We start from the raw sequence: 19,910 nt of genomic DNA, 5'->3' as shown, positions 1-19,910 counted from the left end.
GATCCGAATACAAAAGAAGCCAACTAGCGGAGATGCTGCTTACACTACATGCCCGCCAATCGTGCTTCATGATCCTACTCTTAATGCTTTCGAATGAACAGTACTTTTAAATAACTTCCTTCAACGTACGCATCTGTCGCTTTAAAATCGTCGGGTAATCCGAACTCTTCTTCAATCGTGTACGTCGAGTTTTCTGCTTTAAAGGCTTGTTCCACAAAACGTTTGAACTTATTCATCGGTACATTGGCTGCGTTTGTTGACGCAACAATGGTTCCACCGCTTCTTGTAATCCCGATCGCTTCTTGCAAAAGTCCTTTATAATCATTCGCAACACTAAACGTCTTCTTCTTTGATCGCGCAAAACTTGGTGGATCGATGACAACAAGATCATATGATAAGTTTTTTTTGAGAGCATAAGAGAAATATTTGAATACGTCCATGACAATGATTCGTTCGTTTTCAACTGGGAGCCCATTGACGAGAAACTGTTCTTCCGTTTTCGCTCGACTACGGTTTGCTAAGTCAACACTTGTCGTCTGTTTCGCCCCTCCAAGTGCTGCTGCCACCGAAAATGCACCCGTATAAGAGAACAAGTTTAGAACGTCTTTTTCGTATGCGTACTCGTCGCGAATTTTCTTCCGAACGTCTCGTTGGTCAAGAAAAATCCCTGTCATCGGCCCGTCGTTTAAATTCACCGCAAAGTGCATGCCGTTTTCTTGAACGAGCATCGGGAATTCCCCACGCTCTCCAGTTACAAAGTCATCTTCTCCCTCATACTTACCGTCCGTTGCAAAACGTTTTTTCTCATAGATGCCGACCGGTGCAACGACTTTTTGCAACGCATGTATAATCTCGGATTTAAACGTGTACATACCCTTGCTATAAAACGTAACTACGCAATACCCTGCATAAACGTCAATCGTTAGTCCACCTATGCCATCCCCTTCGCCGTTAAACAGTCGGAAAGCCGACGTCTGTTCATCTTCGCGAATGACCTTACGGTCGTTGAATGCTTTTTGAAGGGCATTTGTAAAAAACACATCGTTAATTTGTGTATGTTCATCCTTCGTTAAAACCCAACCGTGACCGATGTTTTGTTGGCCATAATAGCCTCGACCGACAAACCGACCTTGTTCATCTTGAAACGTGAGAAGTTCCCCTTCATTCACGTGATACGTTTCAGGTCTGAAATACGTTTTATATATGAGAAAGTTGCCTTTGCGAATTGATTTTACCGCTTCTTCGTTAATCTGAATTGTTGTTCCCATAAGTCTATTCACCTCGAATTGACATTATAGCATAGCGACTCAGCGAACTTCACATCACAAGAGGTCGTTCCGTTTATTTCGTGCAGTAGGGACAGTATTCATACCCTTTATCAAGACATTGCTTTAGTTCATCTTCATCATACGCCCCTTCCCTACCATCTATTGGGCTATTGTGAAACTGGCACTCATCTCTTACAAAGATTGAGCGATGAATGCTCTTTTTTGAATGGTCGATTAAATACTTCAAATTCTCATCCCCTCTAAAATAAAAAAAGCCAAAAAGAGGAGACGGTGTCTCCTTTTTTTGGCTTATGTCCGGCTTTCTTTCCGGCTCATTTCTACCTGTTAATTTTTTGTGGTAATAAAAACAATATAGCTACGATCACTTTCAAAATCCCAATCCACATAAATATCTTCAATGGATTGACCGAGCCATTGTTTGAAATCTCTTTGATGCAAAAGCCCTTTCTCAAGCTTTCGCTTCGTTAGTTTTAATTGCTCAATATAACCTTCTTTAATCAATTCTTGCTCAATTCGTACAAGGATTCCAGAACGAATGACGACGAGTGTTCGATCATTCATATAAAAAGAATCGATTCTGTCTGGCTGTCTTTCAGCAATCCGACTAATCGTAGCAATTTCTTCATGAATTGCGTTTCTATGATCATAATCTTCATAAACGGTATCTTTCTGTTGGACATCTACCGTTCCAATAATGATGCCTGATCGGTTCTCTAATGACCAGTCATAAAAAATCTCTTGCACAGGAACACCACATTGAATCCGAATCATTGCTTTCATTTCTGGTAGGATCTCTTCCATAAGTATGTCACGGGATTCTTCTACTTTAGATCCACGCTCTTGTTTCAAAAGCACCCGTTCCATTGGTGCTAAAAATTCTCGTAAATGTATTGAAAACATCGAGCCTTTTAATGTGACATAGACAGAACTAGGCCCTTTTCCGAAATGGTCGCGCAATAATTTGCCGACATAACTAGACATCTCTGATTCAACAGCTTGGTTGTTCACACATATTCATCCTTTATCTAAGATCGGGACAATAAATCCTAATCCATCTGCGATTGTAGTCATTAACCTTTTCTTTTGTCAACGTGTCCAACTTTTTCCCTAACCATACCTACTTAAAACATTACACTGTTCAACCCTTCATTCCTCATCTAAACTAAATACAGGAGTTGATTTTTCATGCATGATCAACAAACAGAAACATATCATTTCGCGCTTAACACTCAACGTGAAATCTCTGAAACACTTAATCAAAGTACCGATATTTATGAAACGTTGCAAAGTTCTTTAGAAAAACTTTTGAAAATGATGAATTTAAAGACAGGATGGATATTTCTCGTCTACGATAAGAATCAGTATGAACTCGCCGCCCATCACCAACTTCCACCTGCTTTAGATGATGATGAACAAAGAGTGATGAGAATGGACGAAGCTGCAGTGATTGTTATTGCCTGAACCGTTACGATGAGGATCGCCTTACAGAAGCGGTACAATCGATTCGCTGTGCGCGGCTAACCGATGCAAAAAAGCTCAATCCAACCGCTAATACAGAAGGCCTGACCCATCATGCTAGTGTTCCACTCACCGTTCGTGGTGCAAAAGTTGGCTTATTAAATTTAGCAACGCCTGGCATGAGAGAATTCAGAAACGATGAACTACTTTTACTTGAATCTGTGGCTTATCAAATTGGAGCGACTGTGGAACGCATCCGTCTATACAATAAACAAAGTGAGATGCTCATCACAAAAGAACGAACTCGGTTGGCACGGGACTTACACGACTCCGTAAAGCAAAAATTATTCGCCCTTTCCTTAACTGCTAAAGGCGTCGAATCACTCAGTAAAGACGTTCCTACCATTCAAGAAGCTGTGAGTGATATTAACACGTTATCTCAAGAAGCACTCTTCGAAATGCAAAGTCTTATTTGGCAACTTCGACCTGAACATGAAGAAGATTCAGTATGCGAGGCATTAGAGAAGCAAGCGTTACGCCTTGGTCTAAAACCTCACGTCCAATGTGTTTGTATTTCGTTAAACGAACCGGTTCAACAAACCTTCATTAAAATTGGTCAAGAGGCGATTTTTAATACATACAAACATTCTGAGAGCAATGCGGTTAAGATTGAATTGAAAACACACGATGAAATTGTAGTATTAACGATTGAAGATGAGGGAGTTGGCGGTGCCCTTACGACCCCTGGACGGTTCGGGATGAAAAGCATGCAAGAACGAGCCACGCAAATTGGTGCTACGTTATCCGTAGATAGTCCAACACATGAAGGTACAAAAGTTGAAGTCCGACTTCATAAGGAGGTTGCTTGTATTGAAAACGACTGTTTTACTCGTGGATGATCATAATGTCGTATTAAAAGGAATGCGGTTTTTTCTCGAGACGAAGAGTGATATCGACGTGATTGGTGTCGCAAATGACGGCGAACAAGCCTGTTCACTCGCCCTTCAATCGAAACCAGACGTCATTGTCATGGACGTGATGATGCCAAAGCTAAATGGAATCCAAGCGACAGAACAATTAAAACAACTACTCCCAGAAAGCAAAATCATCATCTTAACGAGTTCACTTGAAAAAGAGCATGTTATTCCTGCAATTCGTGCAGGAGCAGATGGGTATCAATTAAAAGACATCGACCTGACGACCTGTATAAAACGATCCAAAACGTTGCTTTAGGCAACACACATGACGCGCTACACCCTCAAGTGGCTCGGCAACTTATGACACATGTTGCAAAAGATGATGACTCAACAAAGTTTGCACAATTAACCGTACGTGAAGCAGAAATCTTGCGGCATGTGACACTCGGTAAAAGCAACAAGGAGATCGCATCTGATTTATTTATCACTGAAAAAACCGTGAAAACACATATGACGAACATTTTCTCAAAGCTTGACGTTCACGACCGAACACAAGCCGCGATCCTCGCGTTAAAAAACCAATGGTATACCGACATTCAGACTTAGGTCTTACATTCGTGTAAGACCTTTTTTGTAGCGTTCTTTTAGTCATCTGCACGATGCGACCTCGTTGCTTTCCTTAGATAATAAAAGAAGAACATCAAGGAGGCGGATGACAAATGAACTGGCAAAGAGCTTGTACGATGACCGCGTTACAAAAAGATCGAGTGAAAGTTATTAAAGGTGGGATCGCTGTCTTTTTACATGAAGATCACGTGTTTGCCATCGATAATCGTTGCCCACATATGGGCTTTCCTTTACATATGGGGAGTCTTAAAAATGGATCTTGACGTGCCAGTGGCATCACGCACGTTTCGACCTTTCTAGTGGTGGAACGCTCGATCCTTGGGCAGATGATTTAATCAAATACGATGTAGACGTTCAAGATGGAATTATTTATGTAGATGTTTCACGGAAAACCGATGATGTAACGACTTATCATTTAAATCAGCTACAAAAAGGGTTAGAACAAAACCTTAGCTTATTAATCGGTAAAGGAATTGTTGGATTATTAACCCATGACACGAAACACGTTCAAGATATTTTACATGCAGGGATCCACTTCGGAACAACCTCTCGTCATGCAGGCTTCGGGCGAGGCTTAACGACACTCATTGCGATGGTAAATGTACTTCCGAAGTTATCACAACGAGTGCAAGTTCAAGCGTTATACCAAGCACTCGTTATGGTTGCAGAAGACGCGTCAAATGCAAAACCAAAACGAAAACTTTCCCCATTAACTACAAAATCGGAGACGAACGAACGCTGGTATGACTGGTACACAGACTGTATAAATGTGAGAGATGCTAGGGGCGCCGAACGAATTTTGCTTTCAGCAGAAAAAGCACTGTCCAAAGAAGCATTGTCACAACTCGTCTTTCGAGCCGTGACTGAACATTATTATATGGATGACGGGCACTTACTTGATTTTCACAATAAAGCCTTTGAAGCCTTAGAGCTGTGTGATCCTGAGTATCACTCTGACATTTTGGCGTCATTACCAATCATTGCAACAAGCGCAGAACGAAGCGAAGAAAAATCCCGTTGGCGCGCACCCATCGATTATTATGAGCACATCGAAACCGCACTTAATGAAATTGAAACAAGACCCTTAAACGACAATTCAACCTTTGATGAAGCAGACTTTTTAGCAACGTTACTACAGGCCCAAGATGGAAGTTCCATCGATGCGCTTAAAAATTACTATATTCAAGGCGTCCCGTTAACCAAACTAGCACAGATTATTACGTTAGCAGCAGCAACGCGCATCGTTCATTTTAGTACACAAAATGACTTTGATGATTGGAACACCGTATTGCATACGTTCTCCCATGCTCATGCTGTACATGCAGCTTTACTAAGGTTTGAAGATCCAACATTGATTCGCGCATTAATGCATACTGTTGTAAGTCTCTCACTTGATTCTTTCTTAAATATCCCTGCTGCCAAACGACCGAAACCAGTGCGACTAGAAGACGATCAACTTGACCATTTCTTGGATCTCTTTGACACACAACAACCGGTCGAAACTGCAGCATCTTGGGCATTAAGCTACGCCCATCAACACAGTGATGTACGTCCGCTCTTCGCAGCAATTGGCGAAGCGATGCTCCGTGAAGACGCAAAGTTCCATACACTGCAAATGTACGAAGCCGCTTGTTTTGAATACGACAAGTGGGACAAACAAGATGTTCCATTTGCAAAAGAAGCCAAAGACACCCTTCTCATCGCTTTAACCCGCTACGTTGCTGCCCATTCTCCGACGCCAAGAGAACTGCCACGTTTTGCCGATATTGCATGGCGATTGCATCGTGGTGAGAAGGTTTTTGAGCAAGAATGAATAGTGGAGTAAGGATACCCCTTACTCCATCACTCACTTTAGCGTTATTGATCACCTTAGTTTTTTTCATTCAATTAGAATTCAGTAATGAAATTAGTAACCTTAATATTGCAGAGGCTACACAGAATATGGGTGTTAACAATAAGAAGAGCAAGGGTGTGTAGTCAGCGTTATGCATACTGATCGCTACGATTAGAACGACGGCTACAATGGATAAAACAAACGGTCCTTTAACCTTACCTAATTTAGCCACAAAAAAATTAGCGGGGGCGATGATAAACATCGTCACTAATGCAATGCTAAAAAAAGAAATGATTATGTCCAGAATCCATTCACCATGTATAGCTAGAGTGATCTCATCACTATAACCTTGCAGAATCCCTACAAAAAATGCATACAACACACTAACAACAATAGAAGTAAATGCCATGTCTACATACAACTGGTTTAGTTTCATAAGAGCACCCTTTCTGATTACTAGGGGCTTTCTCGTTAATAAGGACCGTACATGAACTTGCTTCGTATGAATTAACTTTGAATTTCCAAGCTGTATGTTTGATTCGTCTCCACTTCCGAAAAAATAAAGTGAGTGACCGTTTGTGCGATTGGGCTGACATCGTCAATAAATTGTTCTGCATGCGCAAACGTCTCGAACTGCATTTTAAGCATATAACATGCATTCCCAGCAATTCTGTAACAGAATTCTACGTTGGGGAGCTTTTCAATAAAATGTTTAAAGGCTTTATAGTTGCCATCTTTGATCGTTGCCTCAATGATGCATTGGATCGGCAACTTCAATTTTTCATAATCCACGTCCAACGTATACCTCTTGATCACTCCGAATGATTCCATTTGCCTTACTCGTTCCGTCACAGATGGGGAAGACAAGTTCACCCTTCTCCCTAACGCACTCATTGATAACCGACTATTGTTATGCAACTCATCTACTATCCTTCGATCAATAGCATCCAGTTTCATATTAAACCTTCTTCCCCTAAAATCATTAATTTCTATAATTAAATCGTGAATATACGTTATGAATTTAATTAAATTTAATCCCTTCTTTTATTATAATTTAATTAGACTATAACAAGGGGGAAATATAGATGCCAAGAATTGATGAATCATCTTTCGGAGAAACTCCTTTTCAAAGGCTACTAGGTCACAACCCAGAGATCATGCTAAGGTGGAATCAATTAGATGATGCATTTGTAGGGCACTCGTATAATCTCAAGGAACAAGTACGCAGAACGTTAGCTCAACGTAACGGATGTGACTATTGCAAAGCTAAAGGAAAACCAGACCCCTTAGAGTTCGATGAAAAAACTTCTATTGCAGTAGGCTTTGCAGAAGTCTTTTTGAAACAAAAGGAGGACATCGCTCATTCAACCTTTGACGTTTTGAAAGAATATTTTTCAGACGAGGAAATTAGTGAACTGTGTGCTTATATTGCCTTTACGACTGCTTCGCAATATTATGGTGCACTGATGAAGTTGGAATAAAGCATAGCATAATTATTTTTCCATAAGCATTGGTTAATTAATCTCCCTAACTATTGTTATGTTATTAAAATAGGGTTGTATAGTGAACGCTATTAATTGACCAATGTGTTTATCTGTACTTAATTCATGCGAATAGCTCTAGTGTTAAATATTCATATTTACACTTTTTCTGGAGGAGATAATATCAAAAAACTTTTTTGGTTCTTTATTACAGTAATATTTATTTTATCAGCTTGTAACCTAAATTATTCAATTGATGAAACAGTATATAGCTCTTTTCAAGATAATTCTTTTAATGCAAAAATAACCGAAATACAAAGTGTTTCGGAGACTGACAATGAAGAAGCTATAAACCTGAATCCAGAATTTATCATCTTATATATTACTTTAGATATTGAAGCAGAGGACTCACTCCAAATTTACCAAGACTTTTATTCAAAGTTTAGATTAGAAGAGGAAAACCAGCCAGTACTCATTGAACCATTTATTAAGCAACTAGAAGACATGCCAGAAGACATGCAAATTGTGGATGTTAAAGAAGAAACATTAGAGAAAGGTGAGACAATCAAAATTAAACTTGCCTATGTAATTGAAAAAGGTACTAAAGATTATTACTTAACTATTCATGAAGGACCGAAAATTCATTTCACATGCAATGATATAGAAAATATCCCTACATGTTGAACATGTAGGGATAATAAGAATATTTGCGTCGTTGAATCGCGACTAAATATAGTTAATCGATGATGTTAGTTCAAAATACAGCAATACAATCCCAGCGATAAACATCATACTAAAGAAGATTGCAATCCCTATGAAAATAAATGACCAGACTTTGTTGCTAATAACTTGTTTTTGTACCACTTGATAAAAAGAATGGCAGACAATACTAGGAAAAGGATCGTTTCTAAGATTAGCTGTACGACTAAATCAATCATTGAAATGCTTGATAAACTAATCAAGGGTATGATAGTCAAACCAAACGCAACCCATAAAGTCCCTTCCAACCTAAACAGCTTTTCAAACCTTTCTTCGTATGCAGTCATGTAATTCCCACCTTAGTTAGTTCAATAAACTAATTCCTTTTTCAACATATACCCCGGTTATTTTACCATCATCCTTATACTCGTCTTATCCAAGACCGCATTAACTTTTAGTAAACTAGGGTATTGTGTAGGTAGATCCCATCTCATTCTTAATCAAGGAGGAGTTATATGTATTTGTATCACGTATATAATGACAGAGACTCCACGACTAAGAAAATTCATCATGCATTAAAAAACGGATTAAGTTTAGAGAATGCCTCGAATTGGCACGGGAAAGGGTACGCTTCTCTATACCCAACACTTATTAACGAAGTAAAGAAAGGAGGAACGGATCATTGGTTAGACTTTGAAAAATCTTTCAGAGTAAAGCAGTCTCCACGTCCATTTGTCCACTATTTAAGGTTCCCTGCTAAAGATTATCAAGTTTACGTATTTAACATAGATACTGCGCAACAAATTGTAGACTATTATGAGGAAGAGATTTCCATTAGACTCGGTGAAGGTAAGAAAGGTGATTTCACTTCTCGTTTACCTCCTTTAGAAATTCTAATGAAAAAGTATTGGGATGGTAGGATTCCCATTCAACGTTATAGTGATCATCCAGTCTATGAATGTCCAGAGTTTGTATGCTTCCAATCCATTCGCTCAAAACACTTAGATGGTTTTATTGATGGAAAGTTGATTATTAAAGACTAACTGTACAGGCTGTTGAGAAACTTAAACGTACCAAAAGTGTACTCGTAAAATGAGTAAGCGGCTTTTGTGGCTACGCTTGCCGAGGGCGTCTTTGCCACGACAGCAGCTTTTTTAGGGCACATTGAACGTACAAAATAAACACGGAGTTTATTGTTTTAAGTGCATTCAGATTTATAAATTCATTAGCATTCCACTTCTTTTATAGAAAAACAGCACTTTTTCGACACTCTGTGTATTTTACTTGTTCGCTAAACGTCCTTATAAAAATCGCCCCTTCATTATTTGCTAATCCCTTAGAATTAAAACTTCCTAACTAAATACATCCAAATAAATTAACAGCTACTATCTTCTTTACGACCTCTATAAACGAAACTTAAATTGACACTCTGTATCTGTTCTTGATTTAATTTCGGAGGTGTTAAGATTGTCACATAGCTTGAGTGAATTCATCTATGTCAGTTCATTTATTTTAGCCCTCGTTGTTTTTTTACTACTATTTATCACAAATAATGCTTATACACTCATTATTTCCGGGATCTCCTTAATGGTTGCAGGTACAGCTATTTTCTTCATCTTCATTTTATCAGCGGGTAATGCTGACACTTTCGGAATAGGAATGGCTGGTCTAACTGTATGGATTCTATCTTCAATTGTTTCTACTATTGTAATCATTGTCGGTGCTATAAAAAGTAACAAAAGTTCGCATTAGTTACTTATTCTCCTCGGTTGACACCCTTTATAATTATCTTTTCTGAGATTCATGATTAACGTGTAAAAACCAATATCAGCGGGAATGCAGGTTGGACAGGAGGTTTTACACATGAAAGGCATTGGAATTAATCATTACGGAGATGAACGTGAACTTACCGTCGTTGATCTACCTGACGTTACAATAGGCGCAAACGATGTGCGCATCTCACTTCGAGCAAGTGGCGTAAATCCGATCGATTGGAAATTACGTGAAGGCTATTTGAAAGACGCGTTAAACTTCCAACCCCCACTTATTCTCGGTTGGGATGGCGCTGGAGTCGTTACTGAAGTTGGTGCTTCAGTTAATACATTTGCAGAAGGAGACGCGGTTTATTTTCGTCCTGAACTCACTGAATACGGTACGTATGCAGAAGAAATCGTCGTCGATGCGTCTCTCGTTCAACCGAAACCAGAAGAATTGTCCTTTGAGCAAGCCGCATCTCTTCCACTCGTCGGCTTAACGAGTGTAGAAGGACTAATTGATGTCGCAAACGTGCAAGCTGGTCAGCGCGTGTTAATCTTAGGAGGGAGTGGCGGTGTTGGTACCGTCGCCATTCAAATGGCTAAAGCTCTTGGTGCACACGTCACGACGACATCAAGCTTTAAGAATCGTGAATTTGCGAGCGCTCGTGGCGCAGATGAAGTCGTTGCCTATGATGAAGATGAAGTCATCCAAGGAGAATTCGACGTATTGTTCGATGCGGTTGGTGGTGCTCCTTATCACAAAGCGATTTCCCATGTGAAAGATGATGGAGTTGCTGTAAGCATCGCTGGTGGTGGTAGCCAAAATGATGACGTGAAGAAGATTGAAACTGAGAAACTCATTCAAGTTCATAATATCTTTATGAATCCAACTCCAACTAAGATGGAAAGTCTTCATGAATTTGTAACGAAAAAAGACGTCTATCCGGTTCTTTCTCACACGTATCCGATGACGGTTGATGGTGCAAAGAACGCACATCTTGACAGTGCTTCGGAACGTACGACAGGCAAAATTGTATTAGTGCGCGAACAAGACGCACCTATAGAATAACTGAAACGAGAGCCATCGGCTCTCGTTTTTTACGTTCTTGACGAGGTCAACACGCATTGCTATGATGACAATACATTAACTATACAAAAAACTACTAGGGGTGCCCTTACGGGCTGAGATGAGTGAAGACTCAAACTCTTGAACCTGATCTGGTTTATACCAGCGGAGGAAAGTAGATGATGCAGTGTTTTGTTTGAGTACCGTACAAGACGATTCTGCCGTCCTTTTCTCGAAGGGCGGCTTTTTTGTATTGAGGAGTTGAAATTACCATGAATTGGCATCTCATTACAGATGAACAAATCCCTTTCCATATTCAAGTACGTACACTCAAACAATGCGCGAAAGAAGTTGAACTTCTTCACGTTCGCAATCAACATGCATCACTACAACGGTTACGCCAACAGATTGAACACTTATTACGTCTTGGATTTACGAAGCAGCAACTGATCTTAAACTACCATGCAGAAGCGGCAATCGCTTGGGGATTAGGTGGTGTACATCTTAAAGAAACACAGCTTGATCAGTTGCAAACTTTAAAAAAAGCACACCCAAACATGACGATCGGTGCTTCAGTTCATGATAAAAGCGCCGCACAATACTGCGCAGATCAAGGGGCTGATTATGTATATGCCGGGCATATTTTTGATACACCTAGCAAACAAGACATACCTGGACGAGGGCTAGAATTCTTACAAAACATCGCATCCCATGTAACGGTGCCCATTTACGCGATTGGAGGAGTGACGAATCATAACGCCATGCAATGCCTTGATGCAGGTGCACAAGGCGTTGCGGTTATGTCTGCAATTTGGCATTCAGATTCTCCAAAAACCATAGCGCGTCAATTTGCGAAAGGAGTTCAATGATGAAGCAACGAGCGTATGACGTTATCATTATTGGCGCTGGAATTATCGGACTTTGCACAGCATTTTATAGCGCCAAAGCTGGGTTACGCGTCGCACTTTTAGATCGCTCCTCCCCAGGAAGCGGAACAACGTCGAAGGCCGCAGGAATGCTCGGCATACAAGCTGAATTTCGTTCACCAGATCCGCTCTATCATTTAGCCAAAGAAAGCATCACTCTATATAAGACACTTAGCGACGAGCTTTTAGAATATCAGACAACCTCTCTTGGTTGGACCTCTTCTGGTGCCATTAAACTCGCGTTCACACATTCAGAGTACAAGCAATTGGCTGACATCCAATCTTGGCAATTACAACATGGTGACGTTGCTGAATTACTAGACCAACAGTCCCTGCAGCTTCTTGCACCTGCAGTAAATAAGGAAGCATTATCTGGTTTGTATTTCCAGAATGAAGCCCATGTTCAACCGACTCAAGTCGCACGAGCCTTTGAGCACTCATTAATTGAATTAGGCGTAGACTTGTTTCCATATACGACCGCTACTTCCATCTCTACACATCTTGTGACTACACGTACCGAAACATTTTTTGGCGAACACATTGTCATTGCCACAGGTCACGAATCACTCACAAACACCCCTTGGCCTGTAACGCCAGTCAAAGGAGAAATCATCAAAGTACGACCTCGACGATCTTTAAACAAACAAACGATCTTCTACAACGGCTGGTACGCTGTACCAAAGCAAGATGGTGAGTGGCTACTTGGCGCAACGTCAACCCATATGGAAGACACTTCTGTCACGGTCAGTGGCGTGCTCGAGTTGCTTACGAACATCCAGACGTTCTTGCCTGGTATTACAGAGAGTGAGATCACAGCAATGTGGTCTGCTTACGCCCAAAAAGCACGGTAAATTCACCTTTCATATCGCCTCATCCTTCGCTACGTGGCGTATGGCTCGTTGGTGGACATAACCGTAATGGCATCTTACTCGGTCCAATCACTGGAAAACGTGTCACAGAACGCTTATTAGGCAATGAAGTAAATGATGCATTCACATCAATAAAGGTAGGTGAGCATCTTGAACATCATCATCAATCAGAAAAATCACAATATACCTGATTCAGTATCAAGCATTCAAGAGTTGCGTCGTCATTTTAATTTGCTAACGACGAACGTCATGATTGAACACAACGGCGTAGCACTTACCGCCGACCAACAAGGCCACATTCAGTTAGAATCTGGTGACAAAATTGAAATTGTTCGATTTGTAGGAGGAGGATAATAAGATGTTACACATTGGGAATTACTCATTTAAATCGCGATTATTACTCGGTACAGGGAAGTATGAAGACGGACAAACACAACAAGAAGCGGTGCTCGCTTCAAGAACCAACGTGCTCACGTTCGCTTTAAGTCGCATTGACCTAGACAATATCGGTCCAGATCCGATTGAACACTTGTCTCGCGAGGAATTCACATTATTACCGAATACGGCAGGTGCAAAAACTGCCGACGAAGCCGTTCGGCTTGCTCGCCTTGCACGTTCATCAGGAATTTGCGACATGATCAAAGTCGAGGTAATTGGAGATCCACCTACATTACTCCCTAACCCTGTTGAGACATTAAAAGCTACAGAAATTCTCTTAAATGAAGGGTTCACTGTGCTCCCTTATCTCTCTGATGACCCGATGCTCGCAAAGGAAGCAGAAGCACTTGGAGCGCACGCGATTATGCCTGGCGCTTCACCAATTGGAAGTGGTCTTGGCATTGTTAATCCGTATAACCTTCAACTCATCATTGAACAATCCAAAGTACCGGTCATCGTTGATGCCGGCATCGGTGCTCCGCACGACGCTTGTGAAGCGATGCAATACGGCGCAGACGGAATCCTCCTAAACAGCGCTGTGGCAAAAGCAACTGATCCTGTAAAAATGGCGAATGCGATGCGGTTAGCCATCCTTGCGGGTAGAGAAGGTTATGAAGCAGGGAGAATCCCCAAAAGTAACGTAGCAACTGCAAGCAGTCCTCAGGAGAACTGGGCAAACTCATGAACAAATATATGAAGCAAGAGCGATTCCACGGGATCGGGCAACTCGGACAAAAGCGGCTTAGAGAAAGCCATGTTCTCATTGTGGGTGTTGGTGCCCTCGGTTCAATGAGCGCAGAGATGCTTGCTCGCGCTGGAATCGGGCAGCTCACCCTCGTTGATGGGGACTTCGTAGAAGAGCATAACTTACAACGACAGCTCCTCTATACTGAACTTGATGCCAAAGCGCATCGAGCAAAAGTAAAAGCAGCAACAAAACGACTGCAAGAAGTCAATTCCGAAGTTAAGGTCACGGGGTGTTTTCAATCACTTCACAACGAGAATATTCAACAGTTACTGCAAGGTGTCGATGTCATCATTGACGGCACTGATAACTTTGAAACACGATTACTCATTAACGATGCCGCTTATAAATGGGGGATTCCCTGGGTGTATGGTGGATTGTCCGGAAGTTATGGTCTGAGCTTACCATTTATTCCGAATCAGTCCGGACCTTGCTTTCGCTGTCTTGAGTCCTTTCTAACAGACGATGAAGATTGCGACACTTACGGAGTGCTCGGGACAACTGTGCAAATGGTTACCGCCCAGCAAGTAACAAGCACTTTGAAGATCCTAACTGGTGACAAAGTTCAACCATCCATGTACAAATTTGATTTATGGGAAAGTGATGCGGGGTATATTGCTGTTCAACCGTTACAAAAACCTACATGTCAAACGTGCGGCAATGAACGTACGTACCCTTCATTACGTTCCGATCAATCCATGCGAAACATCCAGTGGCTATGTGCGTCATCTGGCGTTCATATTCGTCCTAAAGAGGCTCAAAATTTGCACCTTCCACGAGAACGTTGTAGCAATCATTTATGGACTTACCTTCCGTTTTCAGATGTCTGTATGCTTCGTAAAGCAAACCGTCAAGTGATGTTGTTCCAAGATGGTCGGGCAACGATTCGCGGTGTGGCGACGACAAACGAAGCAGAATTGCTGTACGATGAAGCACTTGCTTTCCTATATGAACAAGTCTAAATAAAAAAAGCAACAACAAGACTGCGACTTGTTGTTGCCTTCGCTATGCTTTACGTTTGATTTTAAGAATGAGCAGCTTCCCCATTTACGACAAGATCTAACTTGCCTGTTTCAGGGTGAATAACGAGACCGTGAACAGGAATATGCTCTCCTAATAGCGGGTGGTTCTTGATGATTTTGACACTGTTTCTCACACTATCTTCAACGTGTTCAAATCCAGTGAGCCACGTATCTAAATCAATGCCAGCGTTTTTTAAGACGTCGATCTTCTCTTGAGATACACCAGATTGTTCGATGAGCGTATCCGGATGCAATTGCGCCATTCCACAATCATGATGACCAACTACGTAGACTTGCTCTGCACCTAAGCTATTAATAGCTACAAGTATGCTTCGCATAATACTTCCGAACGGATGAGAAATAACTGCGCCGGCGTTTTTGACGATCGCTGCATCCCCATGAGAAACATTCATTGCTTGTGGAACCATTTCTACAAGTCTCGTATCCATGCACGTTAAAATGACAATCTTTTTATCAGGGAACTTTGACGTATTAAACGTCTTAAAGTCTTCATTGATAACAAAGTTGCGATTATGTTCTAGTACATTTTCTAAGTGTGACATCGAGCACACGCCTCCCCAAATAAACTCAAAATCGTTTCTATTAGGGTACACCTAAATGAAGCATTTGACTATGATTGATTGATAATTCATCACTCGTGCTTAGAAGAGCCTTTCGTTTTACTAAGTCGCTCGACAATTGGCAATACCACAGCCCAAGCTACAAATGTTCCAAGAAACGCAGAGAAGCTTGCTAGCACGTGAACGCTCCCTAATTGAAACTCTGTGAAGATGGCCGTCACGACGCCAACTACAATCGCAAACCCGATCGCCCTTATTAAACGTCTATTCATCGTCAATCACCTCGTTATTGGATGATTCTTATCCTACCTAAAACCAACAACGTACAGTGTAAACAATGCATAAGTGGTTCTGATTAACGTTTAAGTAACTGCATTTGCAACATGAAAGTCACAGCTGTAAAAAGTATACGGTTCTGATGCCCCGCTAATTAAGCAGCCATTCAAACCATCTGCCATGCCCGTCCGTCTCTCCGATCACATGCGTTTCTTTTGTACCGTCGATGTAGGAATCAATCCGCAACTTGGAATCTCGCATATTGTTGTAGACGTGAAAAAGGTTCCTGGTGGCGCCAAGGTCGTTTACGGTCTCTTCTAGTTGTTGTTTTAACGACTCATCAAACTGATTGGCCACATGAGTATGGAAAACACAGACTGTAGAATGCGAAGGACATTTTTCAACTAAAGATGATAGAGACGACACACCGTCAGCTTCAATAAGCTGTGCTTTTTGAGATTGAACGACTCTGGCTGCTTGTTCAAACAGCTCTCTTCGCTCTTGATGTTCAGGCCAAATTAAAGCATCTAACCAAAGACGGTCCTCTTCTTTACTTACGTCATTAATATGTAAATCAACACCAATTCGAGCAGCGACTGGTGGCGGTGTGCTCGGTAAGTACGTCGGGTTAATGTCTCCACCTTTTACGCTCGACGTAATATGCACATCTGCAAACGGATTCCCGTATACGAGATCTGTTTCATATGAGTAGCGATACTGATCCCAGAACAACTGCAATCCTGCGCTCGTGCCAATTTCAATGCATGACAATGGTTCTTGAACTTTTTCATAAATATAAGAGAACAATGGGTATAAGTAAGCACAACGACGAACTTCATTCGTTTGAACTAGCTTTTCATGCAACAGTGCTGTTAGTTCACTTTCATGCGTTTCACAAAAGCTCTTAAACTCGGTAAACGTGTGCGCATCAATAGGCTTTGGTTCGTCAGTAACACTTGCATAATAGTCAGCCACAGGGTGTTTAGTTCCCTTTAATATCAAGTAATGCACAGACGCAAAAAACAAATTCGCAACCGGTTGACCCTTCCGAGCTTCTGCACTTAACGTTAGTAAGGAATCATCCTTTGCAACAGCAAGCGCTAAATGTTTATATAATTCACTTGATTGCTCGCACTCATCAATGGCAAATCTTTCAAAGCGTTTTCTATACACCGTCATATCCATATGAAAGCCTCCTCACAGATTCATAACTTATTCTTCTCTAACGTCACGACCAAACCCTTTTATTCGTCTGCTCAGAACTGTTTCGTATTACGCTTTCTTTTGGATGATGTAACAATTGTCGACCAACTCAAACCCTACTTTTGGATAGTAATCCATCGCTACGTTTGAAGCTCGAAGGATGAGCGTAACGCTGTCTCCGATTTGTTTTTTTGTTTCTTCAATTAAAGCACGCCCAATCCCTTTTGCTTGAACGCTTTGGTCAACGGCCAAATCTGATAGGTAACAACAATAGCTATAGTCCGTTAAGCTACGGGCAACCCCAACAAGTTTCTCCCCGTCCCACGCCGTAATGAGCAAGTTGGCATGTTGGAGCATTTGATGCAAACGGTCAAGGTCATCAACCGGTCGCTTAATTCCTGATGCTGCAAATACCGTTGCAAGTTGCGCGGGCAAAATCTGTTCGTTCACTTTAATTTCAATCATACGTACACACTCCTCTAGTTCGATGTATTTAGGTTACCTACTACACTATTAACTGGAAAGAGCCACATTGTTAATCACGCTACGTACCAAGAGTACCTTGACAACAGTTCTATACACTGAGATGATCAACCTAACGAACGGTAGGGAGGATAATAATGACCGCAATAAAAATTCGCAACGTTGCTTTGCATCACTTTGCAAACCTTGACTATGACTCCGTTTCACTCCAGCAGATTGCTGAAGATGTAGGAGTTCGTAAAGCATCGTTGTATGCACATTATAAAAACAAAGAAGACATTTTCTTTCACGTATTAAATCATGCTATGAAACTAGGGAAGCGAGCGATTGTAGCTTTTTTTGTTAATCATAAAGATCAACCCTTACAAACAACTGTTCATTCTTTTTTCCATTGGTTTATGAAAGAAAGTGATCAAAGCTTAGAGTTAAAACTTATGATTCGTGTGTTGTACTTTCCACCAAAACACGTCTCTTGCTTTCACTATACGAAGCCTTTTCTAACTGATTTAGAGCGGTGGTTTGCTCGATACATCTTAGTCAAACAGCGCGACGAACAACTTCACTTTTCGTCACCTGTACAACACATCTCACTCGCGTTTTTAACCGTAGCAGAAGGTTGCCTTATTGAATTCTTCTTCGCTGAGAACCCGCGCTATGAGGAACGGGTTCGAGCCATCTTGCCGATCTTTTTTCAAGGCATTCACAAGGGAGGTTCGACAATGAATGAGCACAACGTTTCAATATAAAGGCGTCGTTACCGTTATTTTGGCATCGGCGTTTTTATTTTCATTTAGTCAGTTTTTATTGATTACGGCATATCCGACGATTATGGATGAATTTAATGTGAATGCTACACAAGTGCAGTGGCTAACGACGGCATTTCTACTAACGACAATCATCCTTATTCCAATGACAGGGTACTTATCAAACATTTTCCGAGCGAAAACGCTCGTAATCTTTTCTTTACTATGCTTATTTATTGGCACGCTTATAGGGGGGTTAGCCCTAATTTCGGCACACTAATCATCGCTCGGGTCGTGCAAGCCGTCGGTGCCGGAATCGTCTTACCGCTCGTACAGACGATACTGTTAACCGTCTTCCCATACGAGCGCAGAGGGTTTGCGATGGGATTGTTAGGCGCGGTGGTGAATGTTGCTCCCGCAAGTGCACCGTCGATTTCTGGAATTGTAATCGATCTGTTCACTTGGCGATCTTTGCATTGGATTCTTCTACCTCTCATTGCATGCACATTAATCGTCGCCATAGTTCAGATGAAAAACGTCTTGCCGATGAAACCCGCGAAGTTAGATCTCTTTTCCATCGTTCTTTCAGCCATCGGATTCGGTTTATTTATCTTTGGATTAAGCATGATTAGTGTTTATGGCTTTACAAACACGTTAGTTATCATTCCGATTGCGATTGGGGTTGTATCGCTATTCTGTTTTATTAAGCGGCAGCTCACGCATTCGACACCTGTATTAAATTTGGCATTATTCAAGCACTCAACGTTTCGCCTAGCATGATTTTGGTATTCATTAACATGATGCTTCTTTTATCTGCTGAAACGATCTTACCGATGTTTGCGCAAGATGTATTAGGAACGAGTGCGTTTTTATCCGGATTTGTCCTCGTACCCGGAACCATTCTACTTTCGATCATTACGATTATTAGTGGGAATTTGTATGATCGATATGGAGGGAAAACCATTGCACTCATTGGCTTTAGCTGTACGGCAGCATCGTTACTCTTACTTAACACCGTAACGATGGACAGTTCACCATACTGGATTATGCTTCATTTTTGCTTATTTATGGCTGGGTTTGGATTAACGTTAATGCCTCTTGTGACTGTTGGAATGAATGCCTTAAGCCAAGAAGACATCGCTCATGGTTCTGCGATCGTTAACACTGTACGTCAGTTTGGAATGACATTCGGAATTATTTTCTTATCGACCATTATTAGCGCTACAGCGAGCACCATCAATGCACCATACGATGTTGGTGCATATTGGGGAACTACGTTTGCGCTAATTGTCATGGCGTTGCTCTCGTTGCTTGCGCTCACGTTGACGTTCTTCTTAAAGGAACGTCAATACCCCCGTTAATTCCTCCTCTCCTATCATTTGAAAGGTGTCGTTCTTCGACACCTTTTTACGTAAATGACCTCCGAACCTTGTAATCTGAATAGTTGAAATGTAACCGCTTTCATTATATGATAGAGATATTCCTCATTATTGTAA

The 19,910-nt window shown here is 41.3% G+C and carries 26 protein-coding genes, 2 pseudogenes and 1 riboswitch; of the genes and pseudogenes, 18 read left to right on the top strand and 10 right to left on the bottom strand.

Annotated elements, in window-relative coordinates:
- Positions 1-80 precede the first annotated feature (80 nt).
- The 3 genes from JCM19038_RS11290 to JCM19038_RS11285 form a co-directional block, all read right to left on the bottom strand.
- Positions 81-1,268 carry a class I SAM-dependent rRNA methyltransferase gene (locus JCM19038_RS11290; RefSeq protein WP_042417945.1) on the bottom strand — a complete coding sequence of 396 codons (1,188 nt, stop codon included), beginning with the start codon at positions 1,266-1,268 and terminating at the stop codon, positions 81-83.
- 73 nt (positions 1,269-1,341) lie between these two features.
- The gene (locus JCM19038_RS22855) at positions 1,342-1,515 is read right to left on the bottom strand and encodes a hypothetical protein (protein ID WP_193745112.1); all 174 of its coding nucleotides are present in this window, start codon (positions 1,513-1,515) and stop codon (positions 1,342-1,344) included.
- 98 nt (positions 1,516-1,613) lie between these two features.
- Entirely contained in the window at positions 1,614-2,297 is a 684-nt protein-coding gene (locus JCM19038_RS11285) for a DUF2294 domain-containing protein (RefSeq protein ID WP_152549418.1), read from the bottom strand.
- 177 nt (positions 2,298-2,474) lie between these two features.
- On the opposite strand from JCM19038_RS11285, the gene JCM19038_RS20880 reads away from it, so the two are divergent.
- The 6 genes from JCM19038_RS20880 to JCM19038_RS11270 all read left to right on the top strand — a co-directional run bounded on the left by JCM19038_RS20880 (position 2,475) and on the right by JCM19038_RS11270 (position 6,104).
- A complete protein-coding gene (locus tag JCM19038_RS20880) occupies positions 2,475-2,750 on the top strand; it encodes a hypothetical protein (protein WP_052361513.1) in 276 nt (91 codons plus the stop codon).
- Positions 2,747-3,646, top strand: a complete 900-nt coding sequence (locus tag JCM19038_RS20875; RefSeq protein ID WP_373902905.1) for a GAF domain-containing sensor histidine kinase — start codon at positions 2,747-2,749, stop codon at positions 3,644-3,646. Before JCM19038_RS20880 ends, JCM19038_RS20875 begins: the two co-directional genes overlap by 4 nt.
- The gene (locus tag JCM19038_RS25035; protein WP_307190011.1) at positions 3,618-3,980 is read left to right on the top strand and encodes a response regulator transcription factor; all 363 of its coding nucleotides are present in this window, start codon (positions 3,618-3,620) and stop codon (positions 3,978-3,980) included. Before JCM19038_RS20875 ends, JCM19038_RS25035 begins: the two co-directional genes overlap by 29 nt.
- A gap of 44 nt (positions 3,981-4,024) precedes the next feature.
- Complete coding sequence (locus JCM19038_RS25030; protein ID WP_307190010.1) at positions 4,025-4,270, top strand: response regulator transcription factor; 246 nt, start codon at positions 4,025-4,027, stop codon at positions 4,268-4,270.
- A 113-nt stretch (positions 4,271-4,383) separates the two neighbouring features.
- Positions 4,384-4,554 (top strand): Rieske 2Fe-2S domain-containing protein, encoded by a 171-nt coding sequence (locus JCM19038_RS21835; RefSeq protein WP_081831761.1) that lies wholly within the window; start codon positions 4,384-4,386, stop codon positions 4,552-4,554.
- Positions 4,551-6,104 carry a hypothetical protein gene (locus tag JCM19038_RS11270; RefSeq protein WP_052361511.1) on the top strand — a complete coding sequence of 518 codons (1,554 nt, stop codon included), beginning with the start codon at positions 4,551-4,553 and terminating at the stop codon, positions 6,102-6,104. Before JCM19038_RS21835 ends, JCM19038_RS11270 begins: the two co-directional genes overlap by 4 nt.
- 70 nt (positions 6,105-6,174) lie before the next feature.
- Here JCM19038_RS11270 and JCM19038_RS11265 read toward each other — a convergent pair whose 3' ends face one another.
- Together JCM19038_RS11265 and JCM19038_RS11260 are read right to left on the bottom strand one after the other, a co-directional pair.
- The gene (locus JCM19038_RS11265; protein WP_042417942.1) at positions 6,175-6,561 is read right to left on the bottom strand and encodes a hypothetical protein; all 387 of its coding nucleotides are present in this window, start codon (positions 6,559-6,561) and stop codon (positions 6,175-6,177) included.
- A 71-nt stretch (positions 6,562-6,632) separates the two neighbouring features.
- A complete protein-coding gene (locus JCM19038_RS11260; RefSeq protein WP_042417940.1) occupies positions 6,633-7,082 on the bottom strand; it encodes an Lrp/AsnC family transcriptional regulator in 450 nt (149 codons plus the stop codon).
- A gap of 128 nt (positions 7,083-7,210) precedes the next feature.
- On the opposite strand from JCM19038_RS11260, the gene JCM19038_RS11255 reads away from it, so the two are divergent.
- Complete coding sequence (locus JCM19038_RS11255; protein WP_042417938.1) at positions 7,211-7,606, top strand: carboxymuconolactone decarboxylase family protein; 396 nt, start codon at positions 7,211-7,213, stop codon at positions 7,604-7,606.
- A gap of 141 nt (positions 7,607-7,747) precedes the next feature.
- Positions 7,748-8,290, top strand: a complete 543-nt coding sequence (locus tag JCM19038_RS11250; protein WP_042417935.1) for a hypothetical protein — start codon at positions 7,748-7,750, stop codon at positions 8,288-8,290.
- A 128-nt stretch (positions 8,291-8,418) separates the two neighbouring features.
- Here JCM19038_RS11250 and JCM19038_RS11245 read toward each other — a convergent pair whose 3' ends face one another.
- Positions 8,419-8,652, bottom strand: coding sequence for a hypothetical protein (locus JCM19038_RS11245; protein WP_042417932.1), 234 nt, complete (start codon positions 8,650-8,652; stop codon positions 8,419-8,421).
- A gap of 168 nt (positions 8,653-8,820) precedes the next feature.
- Here JCM19038_RS11245 and JCM19038_RS11240 point away from each other — a divergent pair, with 168 nt between their 5' ends.
- From JCM19038_RS11240 to JCM19038_RS11205, 7 genes and pseudogenes are all read left to right on the top strand, one after another.
- Entirely contained in the window at positions 8,821-9,348 is a 528-nt protein-coding gene (locus JCM19038_RS11240) for a hypothetical protein (RefSeq protein ID WP_042417930.1), read from the top strand.
- Between the two features lie 820 nt (positions 9,349-10,168).
- Positions 10,169-11,131, top strand: coding sequence for an NADP-dependent oxidoreductase (locus JCM19038_RS11230; RefSeq protein ID WP_042417925.1), 963 nt, complete (start codon positions 10,169-10,171; stop codon positions 11,129-11,131).
- A gap of 86 nt (positions 11,132-11,217) precedes the next feature.
- Positions 11,218-11,319: riboswitch (TPP riboswitch) on the top strand.
- 81 nt (positions 11,320-11,400) lie between these two features.
- Positions 11,401-11,997, top strand: a complete 597-nt coding sequence (locus tag JCM19038_RS11225; protein WP_052361509.1) for a thiamine phosphate synthase — start codon at positions 11,401-11,403, stop codon at positions 11,995-11,997.
- A pseudogene (locus JCM19038_RS11220) lies at positions 11,994-13,114 on the top strand (FAD-dependent oxidoreductase). Before JCM19038_RS11225 ends, JCM19038_RS11220 begins: the two are co-directional and overlap by 4 nt.
- Positions 13,074-13,277, top strand: coding sequence for a sulfur carrier protein ThiS (gene thiS, locus JCM19038_RS11215; protein WP_042417918.1), 204 nt, complete (start codon positions 13,074-13,076; stop codon positions 13,275-13,277). The pseudogene JCM19038_RS11220 and the gene thiS overlap by 41 nt, the downstream one beginning before the upstream one ends.
- 4 nt (positions 13,278-13,281) lie before the next feature.
- Positions 13,282-14,046, top strand: a complete 765-nt coding sequence (locus JCM19038_RS11210; protein WP_042417916.1) for a thiazole synthase — start codon at positions 13,282-13,284, stop codon at positions 14,044-14,046.
- The gene (locus JCM19038_RS11205) at positions 14,043-15,068 is read left to right on the top strand and encodes a ThiF family adenylyltransferase (RefSeq protein WP_042417913.1); all 1,026 of its coding nucleotides are present in this window, start codon (positions 14,043-14,045) and stop codon (positions 15,066-15,068) included. The genes JCM19038_RS11210 and JCM19038_RS11205 overlap by 4 nt, the downstream gene beginning before the upstream one ends.
- 62 nt (positions 15,069-15,130) lie before the next feature.
- On the opposite strand, the gene JCM19038_RS11200 is transcribed toward JCM19038_RS11205, so the two are convergent.
- The 4 genes from JCM19038_RS11200 to JCM19038_RS11185 all read right to left on the bottom strand — a co-directional run bounded on the left by JCM19038_RS11200 (position 15,131) and on the right by JCM19038_RS11185 (position 17,653).
- Positions 15,131-15,691 carry a carbonic anhydrase gene (locus JCM19038_RS11200; RefSeq protein ID WP_042417909.1) on the bottom strand — a complete coding sequence of 187 codons (561 nt, stop codon included), beginning with the start codon at positions 15,689-15,691 and terminating at the stop codon, positions 15,131-15,133.
- Positions 15,692-15,780: 89 nt separating this feature from the next.
- On the bottom strand, positions 15,781-15,981 hold the full coding sequence (locus JCM19038_RS11195) for a hypothetical protein (RefSeq protein ID WP_042417905.1): 201 nt from the start codon (positions 15,979-15,981) through the stop codon (positions 15,781-15,783).
- 154 nt (positions 15,982-16,135) lie between these two features.
- The gene (locus JCM19038_RS11190; protein WP_042417902.1) at positions 16,136-17,170 is read right to left on the bottom strand and encodes a DUF2332 domain-containing protein; all 1,035 of its coding nucleotides are present in this window, start codon (positions 17,168-17,170) and stop codon (positions 16,136-16,138) included.
- A gap of 87 nt (positions 17,171-17,257) precedes the next feature.
- A complete protein-coding gene (locus tag JCM19038_RS11185) occupies positions 17,258-17,653 on the bottom strand; it encodes a GNAT family N-acetyltransferase (RefSeq protein WP_042417899.1) in 396 nt (131 codons plus the stop codon).
- A 155-nt stretch (positions 17,654-17,808) separates the two neighbouring features.
- Between JCM19038_RS11185 and JCM19038_RS11180 the strand changes: the two genes are divergently transcribed.
- The 3 genes and pseudogenes from JCM19038_RS11180 to JCM19038_RS23650 all read left to right on the top strand — a co-directional run bounded on the left by JCM19038_RS11180 (position 17,809) and on the right by JCM19038_RS23650 (position 19,775).
- A complete protein-coding gene (locus tag JCM19038_RS11180) occupies positions 17,809-18,417 on the top strand; it encodes a TetR/AcrR family transcriptional regulator (protein WP_042417896.1) in 609 nt (202 codons plus the stop codon).
- Positions 18,395-19,194, top strand: a pseudogene (locus JCM19038_RS23655) (MFS transporter). The gene JCM19038_RS11180 and the pseudogene JCM19038_RS23655 overlap by 23 nt, the downstream one beginning before the upstream one ends.
- Complete coding sequence (locus tag JCM19038_RS23650; RefSeq protein WP_238554390.1) at positions 19,191-19,775, top strand: MFS transporter; 585 nt, start codon at positions 19,191-19,193, stop codon at positions 19,773-19,775. Before JCM19038_RS23655 ends, JCM19038_RS23650 begins: the two are co-directional and overlap by 4 nt.
- The last annotated feature ends 135 nt before the right edge of the window (positions 19,776-19,910 follow it).

It is taken from the genome of Geomicrobium sp. JCM 19038 (genome assembly GCF_000698125.1).
Classification (GTDB): domain Bacteria; phylum Bacillota; class Bacilli; order Bacillales; family Marinococcaceae; genus Geomicrobium_A.
The sequence above is the reverse complement of the archived record's forward strand: the minus strand, read 5'-3'. Positions and strand labels throughout refer to the sequence as shown.

What these genes read in the sequence shown, in the direction of transcription:
- JCM19038_RS11290 (WP_042417945.1), bottom strand. Translation starts at nt 1,268, where the DNA reads ATGGGAACAACAATTCAGATTAACGAAGAAGCGGTAAAATCAATTCGC.
- JCM19038_RS20880 (WP_052361513.1), top strand. Translation starts at nt 2,475, where the DNA reads ATGCATGATCAACAAACAGAAACATATCATTTCGCGCTTAACACTCAA.
- JCM19038_RS25030 (WP_307190010.1), top strand. Translation starts at nt 4,025, where the DNA reads ATGACACATGTTGCAAAAGATGATGACTCAACAAAGTTTGCACAATTA.
- JCM19038_RS21835 (WP_081831761.1), top strand. Translation starts at nt 4,384, where the DNA reads ATGAACTGGCAAAGAGCTTGTACGATGACCGCGTTACAAAAAGATCGA.
- JCM19038_RS11265 (WP_042417942.1), bottom strand. Translation starts at nt 6,561, where the DNA reads ATGAAACTAAACCAGTTGTATGTAGACATGGCATTTACTTCTATTGTT.
- JCM19038_RS11260 (WP_042417940.1), bottom strand. Translation starts at nt 7,082, where the DNA reads ATGAAACTGGATGCTATTGATCGAAGGATAGTAGATGAGTTGCATAAC.
- JCM19038_RS11255 (WP_042417938.1), top strand. Translation starts at nt 7,211, where the DNA reads ATGCCAAGAATTGATGAATCATCTTTCGGAGAAACTCCTTTTCAAAGG.
- JCM19038_RS11245 (WP_042417932.1), bottom strand. Translation starts at nt 8,652, where the DNA reads ATGACTGCATACGAAGAAAGGTTTGAAAAGCTGTTTAGGTTGGAAGGG.
- JCM19038_RS11240 (WP_042417930.1), top strand. Translation starts at nt 8,821, where the DNA reads ATGTATTTGTATCACGTATATAATGACAGAGACTCCACGACTAAGAAA.
- JCM19038_RS11230 (WP_042417925.1), top strand. Translation starts at nt 10,169, where the DNA reads ATGAAAGGCATTGGAATTAATCATTACGGAGATGAACGTGAACTTACC.
- JCM19038_RS11225 (WP_052361509.1), top strand. Translation starts at nt 11,401, where the DNA reads ATGAATTGGCATCTCATTACAGATGAACAAATCCCTTTCCATATTCAA.
- JCM19038_RS11210 (WP_042417916.1), top strand. Translation starts at nt 13,282, where the DNA reads ATGTTACACATTGGGAATTACTCATTTAAATCGCGATTATTACTCGGT.
- JCM19038_RS11205 (WP_042417913.1), top strand. Translation starts at nt 14,043, where the DNA reads ATGAACAAATATATGAAGCAAGAGCGATTCCACGGGATCGGGCAACTC.
- JCM19038_RS11200 (WP_042417909.1), bottom strand. Translation starts at nt 15,691, where the DNA reads ATGTCACACTTAGAAAATGTACTAGAACATAATCGCAACTTTGTTATC.
- JCM19038_RS11195 (WP_042417905.1), bottom strand. Translation starts at nt 15,981, where the DNA reads ATGAATAGACGTTTAATAAGGGCGATCGGGTTTGCGATTGTAGTTGGC.
- JCM19038_RS11190 (WP_042417902.1), bottom strand. Translation starts at nt 17,170, where the DNA reads ATGGATATGACGGTGTATAGAAAACGCTTTGAAAGATTTGCCATTGAT.
- JCM19038_RS11185 (WP_042417899.1), bottom strand. Translation starts at nt 17,653, where the DNA reads ATGATTGAAATTAAAGTGAACGAACAGATTTTGCCCGCGCAACTTGCA.
- JCM19038_RS11180 (WP_042417896.1), top strand. Translation starts at nt 17,809, where the DNA reads ATGACCGCAATAAAAATTCGCAACGTTGCTTTGCATCACTTTGCAAAC.
- JCM19038_RS23650 (WP_238554390.1), top strand. Translation starts at nt 19,191, where the DNA reads ATGATTTTGGTATTCATTAACATGATGCTTCTTTTATCTGCTGAAACG.